Raw genomic sequence first — 13,747 nt, forward strand, 5'->3', positions numbered from 1 at the left:
CCCTCTCAGACGTTCTGCGGGAAACCGAGGTTGAGCCCGCCCTGCTCCGGGCCGGGCCAGCGGGTGGTGACGACCTTGGCGCGGGTGAAGAAGTGCACGCCCTCGCCGCCGTGCGCGTGGGTGTCGCCGAACAGCGAGTTTTTGCGGCCGCCGAACGAGTGGTAGGCCACTGGGACCGGCACCGGCACGTTCACGCCGACCATGCCCGCCTCGACGTCGGCGGAGAACCGGCGGGCCGCGCCGCCGTCGTTGGTGAAGATCGCCGCGCCGTTGCCGTACGGGCCGGCGTTGATGAGCTCGATCGCGTCGGCGAACGTTTCCACCCGGACGACCGAAAGCACCGGGCCGAAGATTTCGTCGGTGTAGATCGGCATGTCCGGGCGGACGTGGTCGAACACCGTGGGGCCGACGAAGAATCCCTCGCCGTCCGCGTCGAATTCACCTTCGCGGCCGTCCAGGACCAGCGTCGCGCCGGCTTCCGCACCGGCGGCGATGTAGCCGGAGACCCGGTCCTTCGCGGCGGCGGTGACCAGCGGGCCCATGTCGCAGGAGCGGGTGCCGTCGCCGGTCACCAGCGTCTTCGCGCGGTCGGCGATCCGCGGCACCAGCGCGTCGGCGACGTCGCCCACCGCGACCACGACCGAGACCGCCATGCAGCGCTCGCCCGCGGACCCGAAACCGGCGCTGACCGCCTGGTCGGCGACCAGATCGAGGTCGGCGTCGGGCAGCACCACCATGTGGTTCTTCGCGCCGCCGAGCGCCTGGACACGCTTGCCGTTCGCAGTGCCGGTCTCGTAGACGTACTGCGCGATCGGCGTCGATCCGACGAACGAAACCGCTTCGATGTCCGGGCTGTGCAGCAGCGCGTCGACCGCGGTTTTGTTGCCGTGCAACACGTTGAACACGCCTTCGGGCAGACCGGCTTCGCGCCACAGTTCGGCGATCCAGTTCGCGGCGGTCGGCACCTTCTCCGACGGCTTCAGCACCACGGTGTTCCCGGCCGCGATCGCGATCGGGAAGAACCACATCGGGACCATGGCGGGGAAGTTGAACGGCGAGATGATCGCGACCGGACCGAGCGGTTCGCGCAGCGACGTGACGTCGATGTCGGTGGACGCGTTGGCCGTCGCCGCGCCCTTGAGCAACTGCGGGATGCCGCAGGCGAACTCGACGACCTCCAGGCCGCGCGCGACCTCGCCCGCTGCGTCGGACAGCACTTTGCCGTGCTCGGAGGTGATGATTTCGGCGAGTTCTCCTGACCGCGCGTCGAGCAGTTCGCGGAACCGGAACAGCACACGGCTGCGCTTGGCCAGCGACGTCTTGCGCCAGGCGGGGAACGCGGCCTTCGCGGCGGCGATCGCGGCCTCGGCGTCCGCGGCCGAGCCGAGCGGCACGCGCGCGGTGACCTTCCCGGTCGCCGGGTTCGTGACGTCCCCGTAGCCGTCCGGCGAGCCTGCTGCCTCGCCGCCGGCGATCCACTGGGACAGCGTCGGCACGGAATCGCTCATCGAGCCACCTTTCTTCCTGGTATTCGCCCTCTGAGGGTCCCTCCCGGACGGGTCTGGGGTAACCGACGGATCGTCACGTTGTTGACGCCTGGCTTTACATTTCGTCGGGTTATGCTGCGCGGGTGGACCTGACCCTGCGAGACGTTCTCGAGCTGCCCGTGATGGCCGCCGGGGCGCCGGTCGTGCGCTCGGCCGCGGACGCGGTCGACGTGCCGGTGCGGTCGGTGCACGTGAGCGAGCTGAGCGACGTAGCCGGGACGCTGACCAGCGACGTTCTGGTGCTCTCGATCGGGCGCGCGTTCGCCGAGCCGGGCTTCGACCCGGTGGCGTACGTGCGTTCGCTGCGCGACGCCGGCGCGATCGGGCTGGTCGTGGACCCGTGGGAGCGGCCGAAGGCGCTGCCGAGCGGATTGGTGCAGGCCGCGCGGGCGGCCCGGTTCCCGCTGGTGGAACTGCGGAGCACGATCCGCTTCATCGAGGTGACCGAGATCGTGCACGCGAGGATCGTCAACGCGCACTATGAGAGGTTGCGGCTGGCCGAGCGTGCGCACGAGGCGTTCAGCACGGTCGGTTCGGCGTCGCAGGCGCCGGACGCGGTCCTCGCGCACGCGGCGGACCTGATCGGGCTGCCAGTGGTGCTGGAGGACCGGACGCATCGGGCGCTCGCGTTCGCCGGGGCCGGTTCGGCGGAATCGCTGCTGCGCGACTGGCCCGCCCGGTCGCGCCGGGTGCCGTTTTCCGCGGCGACCGCGGTCGGCGGTCCGGAGGGCTGGATGTGCACGCCAGTGGGGCCGCCGCGGGAACGCTGGGGCCGGCTGGTCGTGCCCGCGCACTCGGCGGAGCAGCCGTCGGCGTGGATGGTGCTCGAACGCGCGGCGGAGGCGTTGACCGTCGGGAAGCTGCTGGAACGCTCGCCGTTGTCAGTGGAAATCGAGGCGCAGGGCGACTTGCTGCGGGACCTGCTGCATGGCGCGGACGAGGGTTCGGTCCGCGCGCGGGCCAGGGCGTTGGGGCTGGCTGCGGCGGCGTACTACACGGTGCTGGTGTGCCGTCCGGCTCGGGCCGGTCAGGAGCGGGCGCTGCTGGACGCGGTGCTGACCAGCGACGGGATCGGCGGCGTACTGGCGGAAGGCCGGGTGGCGGCGGTGTTCCCGTGCTCCTCGGTGGCTGCGGAGAAAGCGTTGCTGGAGCGCGTGGTCGCCGGGGTTCCGGCTGGCTTGGCGGCGGCGTTCGGGGCGGCCGGACCGGTGCGCCGGCTCGGTGAGCTACCGGCGGCGCTGCAGGAGGCGGTGCACGTCGCGGATGTCGAATCGCCTGGTACGCCTGGACTTCGGCGGGCTGGCGACCTGGGTGTGCGCGGGTTGTTGTGGTGGTTGCGGGAGCATCCGCGGTTGCACGAGTTCACCGAGGCGCAGCTGCGGCCGTTGCTGACGTTGCCGGAACCGCGGGCCAGCCGGGCGTTCGCGACGTTGCGGGCGTTTGTCGAGTCGGGGTACTCGATGACGGAGTTCGCGAAGGCGTTGAACCTGAGCCGTCCGGCGGCGTATTCGCGGTTGGCGACGATCGAGCGGTTGCTGGGTGTGGATCTGTCTGATTCGGACACTCGGCTTTCGTTGCATCTGGCGGTTTTGGCGCATGGGCATCGGGGTTCAGCTTCCGGCTCCCCAGCGCAGTGAGAGGCGGTCGGCGGCGCGTTCGGTGCTGATGTGCATCATGCTGCCGAGGATGGTCGCGCGGTCGATGACGACGATTGTGCCGTCCGGGGTGCTTGTGGTGCGCTCGCTGACCAGGACCGGGGTGGTGACCGGTTCGTCGAGAAGGCGGGCGAGCTTGTCGTCGAGCGCGTCCGGGCGGATGGTTTCGGCGGCGCGGTCCACCACGACGTCCAGTTCGGACAGTGCGGTGTAGAGCGACACCGCGGTGAAATCGGTGTCCCGCAAGCGTTCCCCGTGCGGGGGAGCGATCCACGACACCTGATGGATCGCTCTCCGGCCGCCGAACTCGCGTACTCGTTCCAGCCGCAGGCCGGAATCGGTCGCCCGGGCCTGCAGTCGCGCGGCGATGCGAGTGGGCAACCGGCGTACTGCCTGGCTGACGACCTCGGTGCGCACGACGTAACCCTGATCGCGCAAGTCCTCGGTGAAGCTGCGCAAGGAGCCCAGCTGGTACGAGGCCGGCGTCGGCGCCACGAAGGTGCCTCGGCCGGGTTGTTGCACGATCAGGGCTTCGTCGCTGAGTTCGCGCAGCGCTTGTCGCAGCGTCATGAGCGTGACGCCGTAGGACGCGCTGAGCTCCCGCTGCGGCGGCAGGGCCTCGCCGGGCGCGTACTCCCCGGCGCGGATCTTCGCGGCGAGATCCGCGGCGATCGCTCGGTATCGGGCCATGCGCGTCCGTTCTGGTCCGGTTCTGCGGGGACCAGCGGATTCTAGTCCAGCGCGGCCCGCATGGTCGCGACGTACTCGCCGACCTCCGCTGGACCGGCGCCGTCGAGCACCCGCCGCATGATCGCGGCGCCCACGATCACGCCGTCGGCCACGCGGGCGGCCTCGGTGGCGTGTTCCGGTCGCGAGATGCCGAAGCCGACCAGGACCGGCAGGTGGGTGGAGTTCTTCAGCCGGGTCGCCAGGTCGATCGCGGAGGCGGGCAGGTGGTCGCGTTCGCCGGTGGTGCTCATCGACGAGACGGCGTAGACGAAACCTCGGCTGCGCGCGGCGATCTCGTGCGCGCGGTCGGTCGGCGTCGCGGGGGAGACCAGGAGTGCCAGGTCGATTTCATTCTCGATCGCGGGTACTTCCTCCAGCGGAAGGTCGGGCACGATCAGACCGTCGACTCCGGCTTCTTTCAAGTCAGCGCAGAAACCTTTGCGGACGGCCAAGTTGGCGTAGGTGCTCGCGATGACCGGAACGTCCACTGTGGTCTCCGACAGTACATTGAGGACGCTGCGCGGAGTCGTTCCGTTGGAGAGAGCGACGTTGGACGCCTCCTGAATGGTCACGCCGTCCAGGGTCGGATCGGAGAAGGGGATACCGACTTCGATCGCGTCCGCACCGGCTTCGACCAGCGCCGGAAGATATTCTGTCCACTGTGGAGTAACGCCGCCGGTGATATACGGCATCAGGATTTTGCGGTCGGTTTTCATGCGCGGGACTCCTCGGCGCGGGCAATGAGCGTGGCGATGTCCTTGTCGCCACGACCGGACAGGGTGAGCAGCACCGTGGAACCCGCCGGAAGATCCGGCGTGCCAGCGGCTTCGGCCACCCAGGCAAGCGCGTGCGCGGATTCCAGCGCCGGGATGATTCCCTCGGTCCGAGCCAATTGCGCGGCCGCGGCGACCGCTGCTTCGTCGTTGACCGCGAAGTACTGCGCCCGGCCGAGGTCGCGCAGGTGCGCGTGTTCCGGCCCGACACCGGGATAGTCCAGCCCGGCCGCGATCGAATGGGCTTCGAGGATCTGCCCGTGCTCGTCCTGGAGGAACAGCGACCGCGAACCGTGCAGCACCCCGGCCTGGCCGGACGTCGCGCCCGATCCGCCGATCGCTTCCACTCCGACCAGCCGGGCGCTGGTGTCGGCGAATCCGGCGAACGTGCCCGCCGCGTTGGATCCGCCGCCGACGCACGCGACGACGAAATCCGGCACGGTCCCGTGCTGTTCGCGGGCTTCGTCGCCGATCACGCGCTGGAATTCCCGCACCATCCACGGATACGGATGCGGTCCGACGACCGAGCCGAGGCAGTAGTGCGCCTCCTCGGTCGAGCTGACCCAGTGCCGCATCGCCTCGCTGGTCGCGTCCTTGAGCGTGCGGCTGCCGGAGCTGACCGGGACGACCTCCGCGCCGAGGTAACGCATGCGGAACACGTTGTGCGACTGGCGTTCGACGTCCTGTTCGCCCATGAACACCGTGACCGGCAGGTCGAGCAGCGCGCCCGCGGTGGCCGTCGCGACGCCGTGCATCCCGGCCCCGGTCTCGGCGATCAGCCGCTGTTTGCCCATCCGCTTGGCGAGCAGCGCCTGGCCGACCGCGTTGTTGATCTTGTGCGACCCGGTGTGCGTGAGGTCTTCCCGCTTGAGCGCGACGGTCACGCCGAGTTCCGCGGACAGCCGTTCGGCGGGCGTCACCGGCGTGGGCCTGCCGACGTGCCGGGCGAGCATCGTCTGGAGCTGCTCGCGGAAACCGGGGTCGACCCAGGCCTTCTCGAACGCCTCGGCGACTTCGAGGCAGGCGGGCACCAGGGATTCCGGCACCCAGCGCCCGCCGTACTCCCCGAAGCGTCCTTCCTGGGGTGGGGTGCGCATGAGCGGCTCCTTAGAGTTCTATAACTGTCTCCACTGTTATAGAACTCTTGGCGACGGAGCGCAAGCCCGTCAGCGCTGCCGCAGCACCTCGACGCCGTCCCCGTCCAGGTCGTCGAGGAACCGGGAGCGGCCGGTCATGGCCATGATCAGGGCGAGTGTCGGGCCCGACACGAGGGGTCCCGAGCCGCCGGAAAAGTCACTGTCGGTTGCTTCGAGGCGGAGGCCGCGGACGCGTCCCTTAGCGAGCACGACGAGGTCGGAGCCGAGGTAGTAGCGGGCCACCGCGGTGAGCGTGTCGATCGGATACTCATGGTGGATGCCGAGCGGACGGCGGATGTCTTCGCCGTGCACGACCGTCTCGCCGAGCATCGCCACGACCGGCAGCGGCGGTTTCGTCGTGCTGGTGACGACCCGGCGGAAGCGGGCCAACGTGTCGGCCGGGCTGTCGCCGAGGTGCTCGGCCAATCGCATCGCGACCTGCCGATCGAAGTCGAACCGGCAGCGGAGCACGCCCGCCATCCAGCGCAGCGGCGTGAGCGACGCGCCGGCGGTGAGGTGGGCCAGCACCTCGCGGACGGAGAGCCCCTCGCACAGCGAAGGCGTGCTCCATGCGGCGTCGGACAGATCGTCGGCCAGTGCGGCGCGTTCGGCGTGGATCTGCTGCCAGGTCGCGGTCATTCCAGGTCTCCTCGGTAGTCGTTGCCAGGTGAGACCGGCCGGATGCGGCAGAATCGTCGGTCGTGGGGGAATTTTCTTCGGAAGCCGCGTTCACCCGTGCGGTGGCCCCGTTGCGGGTGGAATTGCGTGCGCACTGTTACCGCATGCTCGGCTCGATCCACGACGCCGACGACGCCGTGCAGGAGGCGCTGCTGCGAGCGTGGCGCGGGCTGCCCGGGTTCGAGGGCCGCAGTGCGCTGCGCACCTGGCTGTTTACAATCGCCACGCGCACCTGCCTGGACCTCATCGAGCAGCGCGGCCGCCGCGCACTGCCGGTCGACCTCGGCCCGGCGAGCGAGCAGGTCGTCCTCGACTCCGCCCCGCGTACCGACGTGGCTTGGCTGGGCCCCTGCCCCGATTTCCCCGCGGCCAGCTACGAACAACGCGAGGCGGTCGAGCTGGCTTTCGTCGCCGCGTGCCGCCATCTGCCGGGTAACCAGCGGGCGGCGCTGCTGCTGTTCGACGTCCTCGGCTTCTCCGCCGCCGAGATCGCCGCGATGATGGAAACGTCCGTGACCTCGGTGAACTCCGCCCTGGCCCGCGCCCGCCGGACCATCGCGGCGCACGTTCCCGCCCGGACTCAGCAGCAGATGCTCGGCGACTCTCGCCTTCACGAGCTGGCGACCGGGTTCGCGACCGCCCTTGCCGAAGGCGACGTCGACGGTCTGGTGAGCCTGCTGACCGAGGACGTCACCTGGTCGATGCCGCCGCTGCCGCACTGGTACCGCGGCCGCGCCGCCGTCACGGAGTTCGCCTTCCAAGTCCCGATGACGCGCTGCCCGAGCTGGCGCTTCCGGCTGACCAGCGCGAACGCCCAACCGGCCGTGGCGTTCTACCTCGGCGGTTCGGCGACTGTCCCGCACGAGGCGTGGTCCATCACGGTGCTGACCCTGCGGGACGACCGGATCTGCGACCTCACGTCCTTCCTCGGCGCGGAGCATTTCCCGGCCTTCGGACTGCCCGCCACGGTCACGCCTTAGGCGCTGCCCGCACGTGCGCGCGCTGCCCCTGCCGTCCGATCAGGCACAGGTACTCCACCGGTTCCGCCGACGCCGCGCCGAACCAATGCGGTACCCGGGTGTCGAATTCCGCAGCCTCGCCCGGAGAAAGCGTCATGTCGTGCTCGCCGAGCACCAGTCGTAACTGTCCATTGAGGACATAGGTCCACTCGTAGCCCTCGTGCGTCCTGGGATCGGGTTCCTGCTTTTTCCGTTGTCCGGGCAGGATGAATTTGTACGCCGGATCCCGCCCGGACGGCGCGTGAGCGGCAGGATCGTCACGCCGTCGGCACAGCTGATCGGGCGGAGGTGGATGCGCGGGTCGCCGGTTTGCGGGGCGTCGACCAGTTCGTCGAGGGTCACGCCGTGCGCGCGGGCCAGCGGCAGCAGTTGTTCCAGGGTGGGCCGCCGGTTGCCGGATTCCAGTCGCGACAGCGTGCTGGCCGCGATGCCGGTCTGCGCGGCCAGTTCGGCCAGCGTGACGTCCCGCTTCCGGCGCAGCTCGCGCAACCGGGGGCCGACTGCGTCCAGGGCTCGGTCGTCGTCCATTTCCCGAGTTTGACAGATTGGCAAGCTTCCTTGCCAGACGTGCCGGAGGGTTTGCAAGGTGGAACCGGGAACCTCAGGAAAGGAACCGTTGTGCCGCACGCATTCGATCAGTCCTATTGGGACGAGCACTGGCATGGTGCCGCCGGACACGCGCAGCTCGAACCGCATCCGCAGCTGGTCGAGGAAGCGGGGAAGCTGCCGCCGGGACGCGCGCTGGACGCTGGCTGTGGCGAAGGAAACGAGGCGCTCTGGCTCGCCGGGCACGGATGGCAGGTGACGGCGGTCGACCTGTCCGAGGAGGTGCTGCGGCACGCGCGCGAACGGTCGAGCGAGGTCGAGTGGGTGTGCGCTGACCTGCTGAAATGGACTCCGGACGGGCAGTTCGACCTGGTCGCCACGCACTACGTGCACGCGGCGGGCCCGCTGTTCGAGCGGCTCGCGGAGTGGGTCGCGCCGGGCGGGACGTTGCTGGTGGTCGGGCATCACCACGGGGAGATGCATCCGCCGGAGTCGACGATCACCGTCCAGGACGTCGGTCTGGATCCTGGGCAGTGGCAGATCACGGTCGCGGAGAACCGGACGCGGAAGGTGCATGGCGGTGAATTGCACGACACGATTCTCTGTGCTCGCAAGGTTTCTTCGCCGAACGCGTAATCGGTGGCGGACGGTGGCGATTCGGTAGTGCACTGGAGTAGTGGCGGGCTATGACGAGATCGCGGACTGGTATGAGGAGGAGTTTCTCCGCGCCCAGCCGGTGAACCCCGGGGCGAGCGCGCTGCGGGATCTTCTCGGCGAAGGCAGCGGGGTGTGCCTGGAGATCGGCTGCGGCACCGGCGTGCACGCGGACCTGGTGCGGGAGCTGGGCTGGATGCCGCTCGGAGTCGACCTGTCCAGCGGGATGCTGCGGCACGCTCGGGCTCGGCTGCCGACCGTCCGGGCCGATGCCGCGCGGTTGCCGATCGGGGACCGCAGCGTCGATGCGGTCGTTTCGGTGCTGGCGCTCCGTGCGTTCGTCGGCGCTGCAGGAACCGAGAACGAGTACGGCGCCAACGGTGTGCTCCAGAACCCCAGCACGACGCACTGGCCGAGCTGTTGAACGGGTTTCTGGCCGCCGGTTTGTCGTTCGACCGGTTCGCCGAGACCGGGTCGCCGGTGCCGATCGTGCTGGCGGTGCGTGCGTTCATCGGCGCGGCAGCATCCGGAGAACAACCATCGCGCCGACAGTGAGCACCAGAATCCCTCCGCACGCCAGCGCGAGTGCGTGCAGCGGTGAGCCGGGCAGGGCGGAGTAGTAAACAGCGCCAATCACCGCGACTCCCAGCGCTCCGCCGATCTGTTGCCCAGTCGCCAGCACGCCGGAGGCCATCCCGGCGTCGGCGCGGGGGACGGCGGCCAGCACGTGGTTCAACAGCGGCGGGACGAGCAAACCCTGACCTGCGCCGATCAAGGCGAGCGCGGGAGCGGAGGACCAGGGGGTGGTCGAAAGCGTGATCAGCACGACGTAGCCGAGCCCGGCAGTCGCAGCCCCGAGGAGCGGCGCGAAGGGCACCCGGCTGCCGAGCAGGCTCAGCGCGAGGAAGGCGGCGGCGAACGGCAGGTACGTGAGCGCGGCGTCGAGCGGGCTGAGGCCCAGACCGTCTTGCAGGGCAAGGGAAAGCACGAGAAAGAAGGAATTGATCCCGGCGTAGGTCAGCAGGACGAGGCCCATGCCGAGACTGAATTCGCGCTGTCGCAGCAGTCCCGGGCGAACCAGCGGAGCGGGGACCCGGCGTTCGACGGCCGTGAAGACTCCGAGTGCGACGGCGCCGCCGGCGAGGCTGCACCAGGACCACAGCGGCCAGCCCGCTTCTCGGCCGGTGATGAGTGGCAGGACGAGCAGGGTGAGTGCGACGGTCAGCACGGCGGTGCCGCGGAGGTCCAGTCGTGCGGTGCCGTTCGGCGGGGTTCGCGGCAGGAAGCGGGCGGCGAGGGCGAGGGTGAGCAGTCCGATCGGGACGTTGACCCAGAAGATCGCCCGCCACGGGCTGCCGAAGAGGTTCGCGGTCACGAGGATCCCGCCCAGCAGCTGGCCGGTGACGCCGGACAGTCCGATGACCGCGCCGAGCACGGCGAACGCTTTCGAGCGCTGTGGGCCGGGCACCACGACGTGGATCATCGCGAGGACCTGCGGGAACATCGCTGCGGCGCCGAGTCCTTGGACGAACCGCGCGGCGACCAGCCACCCGGCGCCGGGAGCGGCGGCGCACGCGGCTGACGCGCCGGTGAACAGCAGCAGTCCGGCCAGGAACACCGGTTTGCGGCCGCGGAGGTCGCCGAGCCGGGCGAACGTGATGAGTGCCACGGCGTACGCGAGCTGGTAACCGGCGAGCAGCAGTTGGAGTTCGGCGGGCGAGGCCCCGAGGTCGGACCGGATGGCGGGGGCGGCGACGAACACGATGAAGGTGTCCAGCACCGCCATGAAAACGCCGGCCAGCAGGATCGCGAGCGCGCGCCAGTGCGGGGAAACGGAGTGCATGGCTTGATCGTCGGCAGCGGGCCGGACGCGGGGGTAGCGGGCGAATATGCTGGTATCGCCACTACCAGGACCGGAAAGGAACGCATGTCGTCTGCATCGCGCCGGCGCGCCCTCGCGGACTTCCTGCGTTCGCGGCGCGATCGGCTCACTCCGGCGGAGGTCGGTCTTCCGGCGGGGCCGCGGCGGCGCGCGCCGGGGTTGCGCCGGGAGGAACTCGCGCAGCTGGCCGGGGTCAGCGTCACCTGGTACACGTGGCTTGAGCAGGCTCGGGACATCACTGTCAGCAGGCAGGTGCTGGCAAGTCTCGCCAGGGAACTGCGGCTTTCGGACACGGAACGGCAGCATCTGTTCGCTCTCGCCGAGGAGCCGCCAGACCATCCCGCGGAGTCTTCGCCGCGGCTGCTGCAGGGCATGGTCGACGCACTGGATCCGAACCCGGCGTACGTGCTCGACCCGCATTGGGACTTCGTCGCGTGGAACCGCGCCGAGGCCGCGCTGATCGGCGATCCGGCGCTGTTGCCCGACGGCGAGCGGAACCTGCTGTGGCTGGTGTTCACCGTGCCGCGGATCCGCACGCTGCTGGTCGACTGGCCGGGGCAGGCCCGAAATCTCCTCGCGCAGTACCGCGCCGACGCCGCGACCCGGGCCGAGGACGCGCGTTCGGCCGAGCTGGTGCGGGCGCTGCGCGAGGCGAGCCCGGAGTTCGCCGAATGGTGGGCCGCCCACGACGTCGCGCCGTTCACCGGCAACCGGCGCGTTTTCGACCATCCGCGGGCCGGGGTGCTCGCCTTCGATTACGTGAAACTGTCCACTATGGACGAAACCGGCCGGAAGCTGTTCACCTGCTTGCCCGCGGATCCGGAGACCGCCGCGAAGCTCCCGTCGCTCGTGGCGTGAAATTCGGATGCGCGCCTTCTCTCGGACGCCTACCCTGGTGATCGTGATACAGCACCAGCTCTACCTCTGAGGGATCACCGCCTCCACCGGTACCGCGCGCGTTCGCGGCACCGGCCCTCGTCCTTGTTGCTGATCACGTTTCATCGGAGGCATTTCCCTCATGACATCTCCGCTTTCGCCTGCGCTCGTGCGCACGGCGCATGTCCGGCTGTCCGACGTCCACGTCTCCTTCGGCGGCCGCCCGGTGCTCGCCGGGGTCGATCTGGTCGCGGCGGCCGGCGACCGGGTCGCCATTGTCGGCGAGAACGGGCGTGGCAAGACCACCTTGTTGCGCGTGCTCGCCGGGACGCAGCCGGTCGACCGCGGCGAGGTTCGCCGCGCGGGCCCGATCGGTGTTGCCGACCAGCAGATTCCCTTGGGAGACCGGGAAACCGTCGGCGATCTGATCGATCTCGAACTGGCGGCCGTGCGCAATGCGCTGGCCTGTTTGGAAGCCGCGACGACCGCGCTCGCCGAAGGGCAACCCGGCGCGGACGACGCGTTCGCCGCCGCGCTCTCGACCGCCGAAACGCTCGACGCGTGGGACGCGGACCGGCGGGTCGAGGTCTCGCTGGCCGCGCTGAACGCGGTCGACGACCGGAGCCGCCCGCTCGGCACGTTGTCGGTCGGGCAGCGGCATCGGGTCCGGCTGGCGTGCCTGCTCGGCGCGGGACATTCCGTGCTGTTGCTGGACGAGCCGACCAACCACCTCGACGCGTCCGGTCTCGCGCACCTCACCGAACGGCTGCGCGCGTACCCGGGCGTGGTCGTGCTGGTGAGCCACGATCGCGCGTTGCTCGCCGACGTCGCCACGTCCGTGCTGGACCTCGACCCGTCGAGCGACGGCCGTCCGCGCGGCTACGGCGGCGGCTATTCGGCGTACGTCGAGGCCCGGCAAGCCGAACGGGCTCGCTGGGAAGCGCTGCACGCCGAGCAACTCGCGGAACGACAGCGGCTCGCGGACGATCTTTCCGCAGCACAGAACCGATTGCGCGACAACTGGCGTCCGGAAAAGGGCCACGGCAAGCACACCCGCGCGACCCGGGCACCCGGTCTGGTTCGCGCCGTGCACCGACGGCAGGAGGAGTTGAACGCGCACGTGGTGGCTGTCCCGCCGCCGCCCGCGCGGTTCGCCATGCCGGAACTGCCGCAGCACCAAGGAACTGTCGCGCTGCGAGCGGCCGGGGTGACCGTCGCCGGACGGCTGGACCATCCGGTCGACCTGACCCTCGGCGGCGCGGACCGGCTCGTCGTCACCGGCCGGAACGGGGCCGGAAAGTCGACGCTGCTGGCGGTGCTCGCCGGAACGCTGGTGCCGACGTCGGGCACGGTCACCCGCGCCCGGTCGGTGCGGATCGGCTGGCTGGGCCAGGAATCCGCCCTGCCAGCCCGGCGGACCGCTGCTGAGCTCCTGGGCTCGGCCGACCTTGGCTTGCTCAGCGGATACGACCGCCACCGCCCGATCGCCGAACTGTCGACCGGAGCCCGGCGGCGGCTGGATCTGGCGCTGGTGCTGGCCGCGCGCCCGCAGGTATTGCTGCTGGACGAGCCGACGAACCACCTGTCGGCAACGCTGGTCGACGAACTGACCGACGCCCTGCACTCGACGTCGGCGGCAGCGGTGGTGGCTACGCACGACCGGCAGTTGTTGCGTGACACGGCTTCCTGGCCGCGGTTGGCGCTCTGACGCGGTGGGCGCGAGGTAACAGCGGCGAAACATCCACAGGGCAGTCTGGGGCAATGCCTCTGCTGATCGAGCGTGCTGACTTCGCGGACCCGCAGCTTCGGCGGTTCCTGCAGGCACACTTGGACGACCTCGCGCCCACCTCCCCGGCCGAGAGCAGGCATGCCCTCGACCTGGCCGCGCTCCAGCGTCCCCACGTCCGGCTCTGGACGGTCCGGGACGACCGGCACCTCGTCGGCACCGCCGCACTGGCGACGCTGGAGCCGCGGCACGAGGAACTGAAAAGCATGCGCACCGACCCCGCACGACGCGGGCAAGGCATCGCCCGCACGCTCCTGGACTACCTGCTCCAGGACGCCAAAGACCGTGGCATCGAGCGCGTCTCCCTGGAAACCGGCAGCATGGACTTCTTCGCCCCGGCCCGTGCCTTGTACACGCGAGCGGGCTTCACCCCGTGCGCGCCGTTCGGGAACTACCGAGACGACCCGAACAGCACCTACCTGTCTCGCCGTCTCTGAAGCTGTCACAGATTTTCCGCGACCGGTGT

General features: G+C 70.1%; 13 protein-coding genes and 1 pseudogene. 7 read left to right on the forward strand and 7 right to left on the reverse strand.

Going from position 1 to position 13,747, the window contains the following annotated elements; all coding sequences use genetic code 11:
• Nucleotides 1-5: 5 nt before the first annotated feature.
• Nucleotides 6-1,508: a CoA-acylating methylmalonate-semialdehyde dehydrogenase gene (locus WA670_RS09525; RefSeq protein WP_051729274.1), complete on the reverse strand. Its 1,503-nt coding sequence runs from the start codon at nucleotides 1,506-1,508 to the stop codon at nucleotides 6-8.
• A gap of 122 nt (nucleotides 1,509-1,630) precedes the next feature.
• Here WA670_RS09525 and WA670_RS09530 point away from each other — a divergent pair, with 122 nt between their 5' ends.
• Nucleotides 1,631-3,184, forward strand: a complete 1,554-nt coding sequence (locus WA670_RS09530; RefSeq protein ID WP_037817019.1) for a PucR family transcriptional regulator — start codon at nucleotides 1,631-1,633, stop codon at nucleotides 3,182-3,184.
• Here the strand turns inward: WA670_RS09530 and WA670_RS09535 are convergent.
• The 4 genes from WA670_RS09535 to WA670_RS09550 all read right to left on the reverse strand — a co-directional run bounded on the left by WA670_RS09535 (nucleotide 3,158) and on the right by WA670_RS09550 (nucleotide 6,479).
• Nucleotides 3,158-3,892 (reverse strand): GntR family transcriptional regulator, encoded by a 735-nt coding sequence (locus WA670_RS09535; protein WP_037817016.1) that lies wholly within the window; start codon nucleotides 3,890-3,892, stop codon nucleotides 3,158-3,160. The two genes, WA670_RS09530 and WA670_RS09535, sit on opposite strands and share 27 nt — an antisense overlap.
• Nucleotides 3,893-3,933: 41 nt before the next feature.
• On the reverse strand, nucleotides 3,934-4,647 hold the full coding sequence (gene trpA, locus WA670_RS09540; RefSeq protein ID WP_336157530.1) for a tryptophan synthase subunit alpha: 714 nt from the start codon (nucleotides 4,645-4,647) through the stop codon (nucleotides 3,934-3,936).
• The gene (gene trpB / locus WA670_RS09545) at nucleotides 4,644-5,801 is read right to left on the reverse strand and encodes a tryptophan synthase subunit beta (RefSeq protein WP_037817014.1); all 1,158 of its coding nucleotides are present in this window, start codon (nucleotides 5,799-5,801) and stop codon (nucleotides 4,644-4,646) included. Before trpB ends, trpA begins: the two co-directional genes overlap by 4 nt.
• 69 nt (nucleotides 5,802-5,870) lie before the next feature.
• On the reverse strand, nucleotides 5,871-6,479 hold the full coding sequence (locus WA670_RS09550; protein ID WP_037817013.1) for a maleylpyruvate isomerase family mycothiol-dependent enzyme: 609 nt from the start codon (nucleotides 6,477-6,479) through the stop codon (nucleotides 5,871-5,873).
• 62 nt (nucleotides 6,480-6,541) lie between these two features.
• Here WA670_RS09550 and WA670_RS09555 point away from each other — a divergent pair, with 62 nt between their 5' ends.
• Nucleotides 6,542-7,498 carry a sigma-70 family RNA polymerase sigma factor gene (locus tag WA670_RS09555; protein WP_037817011.1) on the forward strand — a complete coding sequence of 319 codons (957 nt, stop codon included), beginning with the start codon at nucleotides 6,542-6,544 and terminating at the stop codon, nucleotides 7,496-7,498.
• Here the strand turns inward: WA670_RS09555 and WA670_RS09560 are convergent.
• Nucleotides 7,488-8,065, reverse strand: a pseudogene (locus tag WA670_RS09560) (helix-turn-helix domain-containing protein). The gene WA670_RS09555 and the pseudogene WA670_RS09560 sit on opposite strands and share 11 nt — an antisense overlap.
• 90 nt (nucleotides 8,066-8,155) lie before the next feature.
• Here WA670_RS09560 and WA670_RS09565 point away from each other — a divergent pair.
• The gene (locus WA670_RS09565) at nucleotides 8,156-8,719 is read left to right on the forward strand and encodes a class I SAM-dependent methyltransferase (RefSeq protein WP_336157531.1); all 564 of its coding nucleotides are present in this window, start codon (nucleotides 8,156-8,158) and stop codon (nucleotides 8,717-8,719) included.
• A 40-nt stretch (nucleotides 8,720-8,759) separates the two neighbouring features.
• A complete protein-coding gene (locus tag WA670_RS09570) occupies nucleotides 8,760-9,161 on the forward strand; it encodes a class I SAM-dependent methyltransferase (protein WP_336157532.1) in 402 nt (133 codons plus the stop codon).
• 84 nt (nucleotides 9,162-9,245) lie between these two features.
• On the opposite strand, the gene WA670_RS09575 is transcribed toward WA670_RS09570, so the two are convergent.
• Nucleotides 9,246-10,580, reverse strand: coding sequence for an MFS transporter (locus WA670_RS09575; protein ID WP_037817007.1), 1,335 nt, complete (start codon nucleotides 10,578-10,580; stop codon nucleotides 9,246-9,248).
• Nucleotides 10,581-10,664: 84 nt separating this feature from the next.
• Between WA670_RS09575 and WA670_RS09580 the strand changes: the two genes are divergently transcribed.
• The 3 genes from WA670_RS09580 (at nucleotide 10,665) to WA670_RS09590 (ending at nucleotide 13,718) form a co-directional block, all read left to right on the forward strand.
• Nucleotides 10,665-11,477, forward strand: coding sequence for a helix-turn-helix transcriptional regulator (locus tag WA670_RS09580; RefSeq protein WP_037817006.1), 813 nt, complete (start codon nucleotides 10,665-10,667; stop codon nucleotides 11,475-11,477).
• A 160-nt stretch (nucleotides 11,478-11,637) separates the two neighbouring features.
• Nucleotides 11,638-13,203: an ABC-F family ATP-binding cassette domain-containing protein gene (locus tag WA670_RS09585; protein ID WP_037817005.1), complete on the forward strand. Its 1,566-nt coding sequence runs from the start codon at nucleotides 11,638-11,640 to the stop codon at nucleotides 13,201-13,203.
• Nucleotides 13,204-13,256: 53 nt separating this feature from the next.
• Nucleotides 13,257-13,718: a GNAT family N-acetyltransferase gene (locus WA670_RS09590; protein WP_037817004.1), complete on the forward strand. Its 462-nt coding sequence runs from the start codon at nucleotides 13,257-13,259 to the stop codon at nucleotides 13,716-13,718.
• The last annotated feature ends 29 nt before the right edge of the window (nucleotides 13,719-13,747 follow it).

It is taken from the genome of Amycolatopsis sp. VC5-11, from assembly GCF_037034185.1.
GTDB classification, from domain to species: Bacteria; Actinomycetota; Actinomycetes; order Mycobacteriales; family Pseudonocardiaceae; genus Amycolatopsis; species Amycolatopsis nivea.

What these genes read in the sequence shown, in the direction of transcription:
- WA670_RS09525 (WP_051729274.1), bottom strand. Translation starts at nt 1,508, where the DNA reads ATGAGCGATTCCGTGCCGACGCTGTCCCAGTGGATCGCCGGCGGCGAG.
- WA670_RS09535 (WP_037817016.1), bottom strand. Translation starts at nt 3,892, where the DNA reads ATGGCCCGATACCGAGCGATCGCCGCGGATCTCGCCGCGAAGATCCGC.
- trpA (WP_336157530.1), bottom strand. Translation starts at nt 4,647, where the DNA reads ATGAAAACCGACCGCAAAATCCTGATGCCGTATATCACCGGCGGCGTT.
- trpB (WP_037817014.1), bottom strand. Translation starts at nt 5,801, where the DNA reads ATGCGCACCCCACCCCAGGAAGGACGCTTCGGGGAGTACGGCGGGCGC.
- WA670_RS09550 (WP_037817013.1), bottom strand. Translation starts at nt 6,479, where the DNA reads ATGACCGCGACCTGGCAGCAGATCCACGCCGAACGCGCCGCACTGGCC.
- WA670_RS09575 (WP_037817007.1), bottom strand. Translation starts at nt 10,580, where the DNA reads ATGCACTCCGTTTCCCCGCACTGGCGCGCGCTCGCGATCCTGCTGGCC.
- WA670_RS09580 (WP_037817006.1), top strand. Translation starts at nt 10,665, where the DNA reads ATGTCGTCTGCATCGCGCCGGCGCGCCCTCGCGGACTTCCTGCGTTCG.
- WA670_RS09585 (WP_037817005.1), top strand. Translation starts at nt 11,638, where the DNA reads ATGACATCTCCGCTTTCGCCTGCGCTCGTGCGCACGGCGCATGTCCGG.
- WA670_RS09590 (WP_037817004.1), top strand. Translation starts at nt 13,257, where the DNA reads ATGCCTCTGCTGATCGAGCGTGCTGACTTCGCGGACCCGCAGCTTCGG.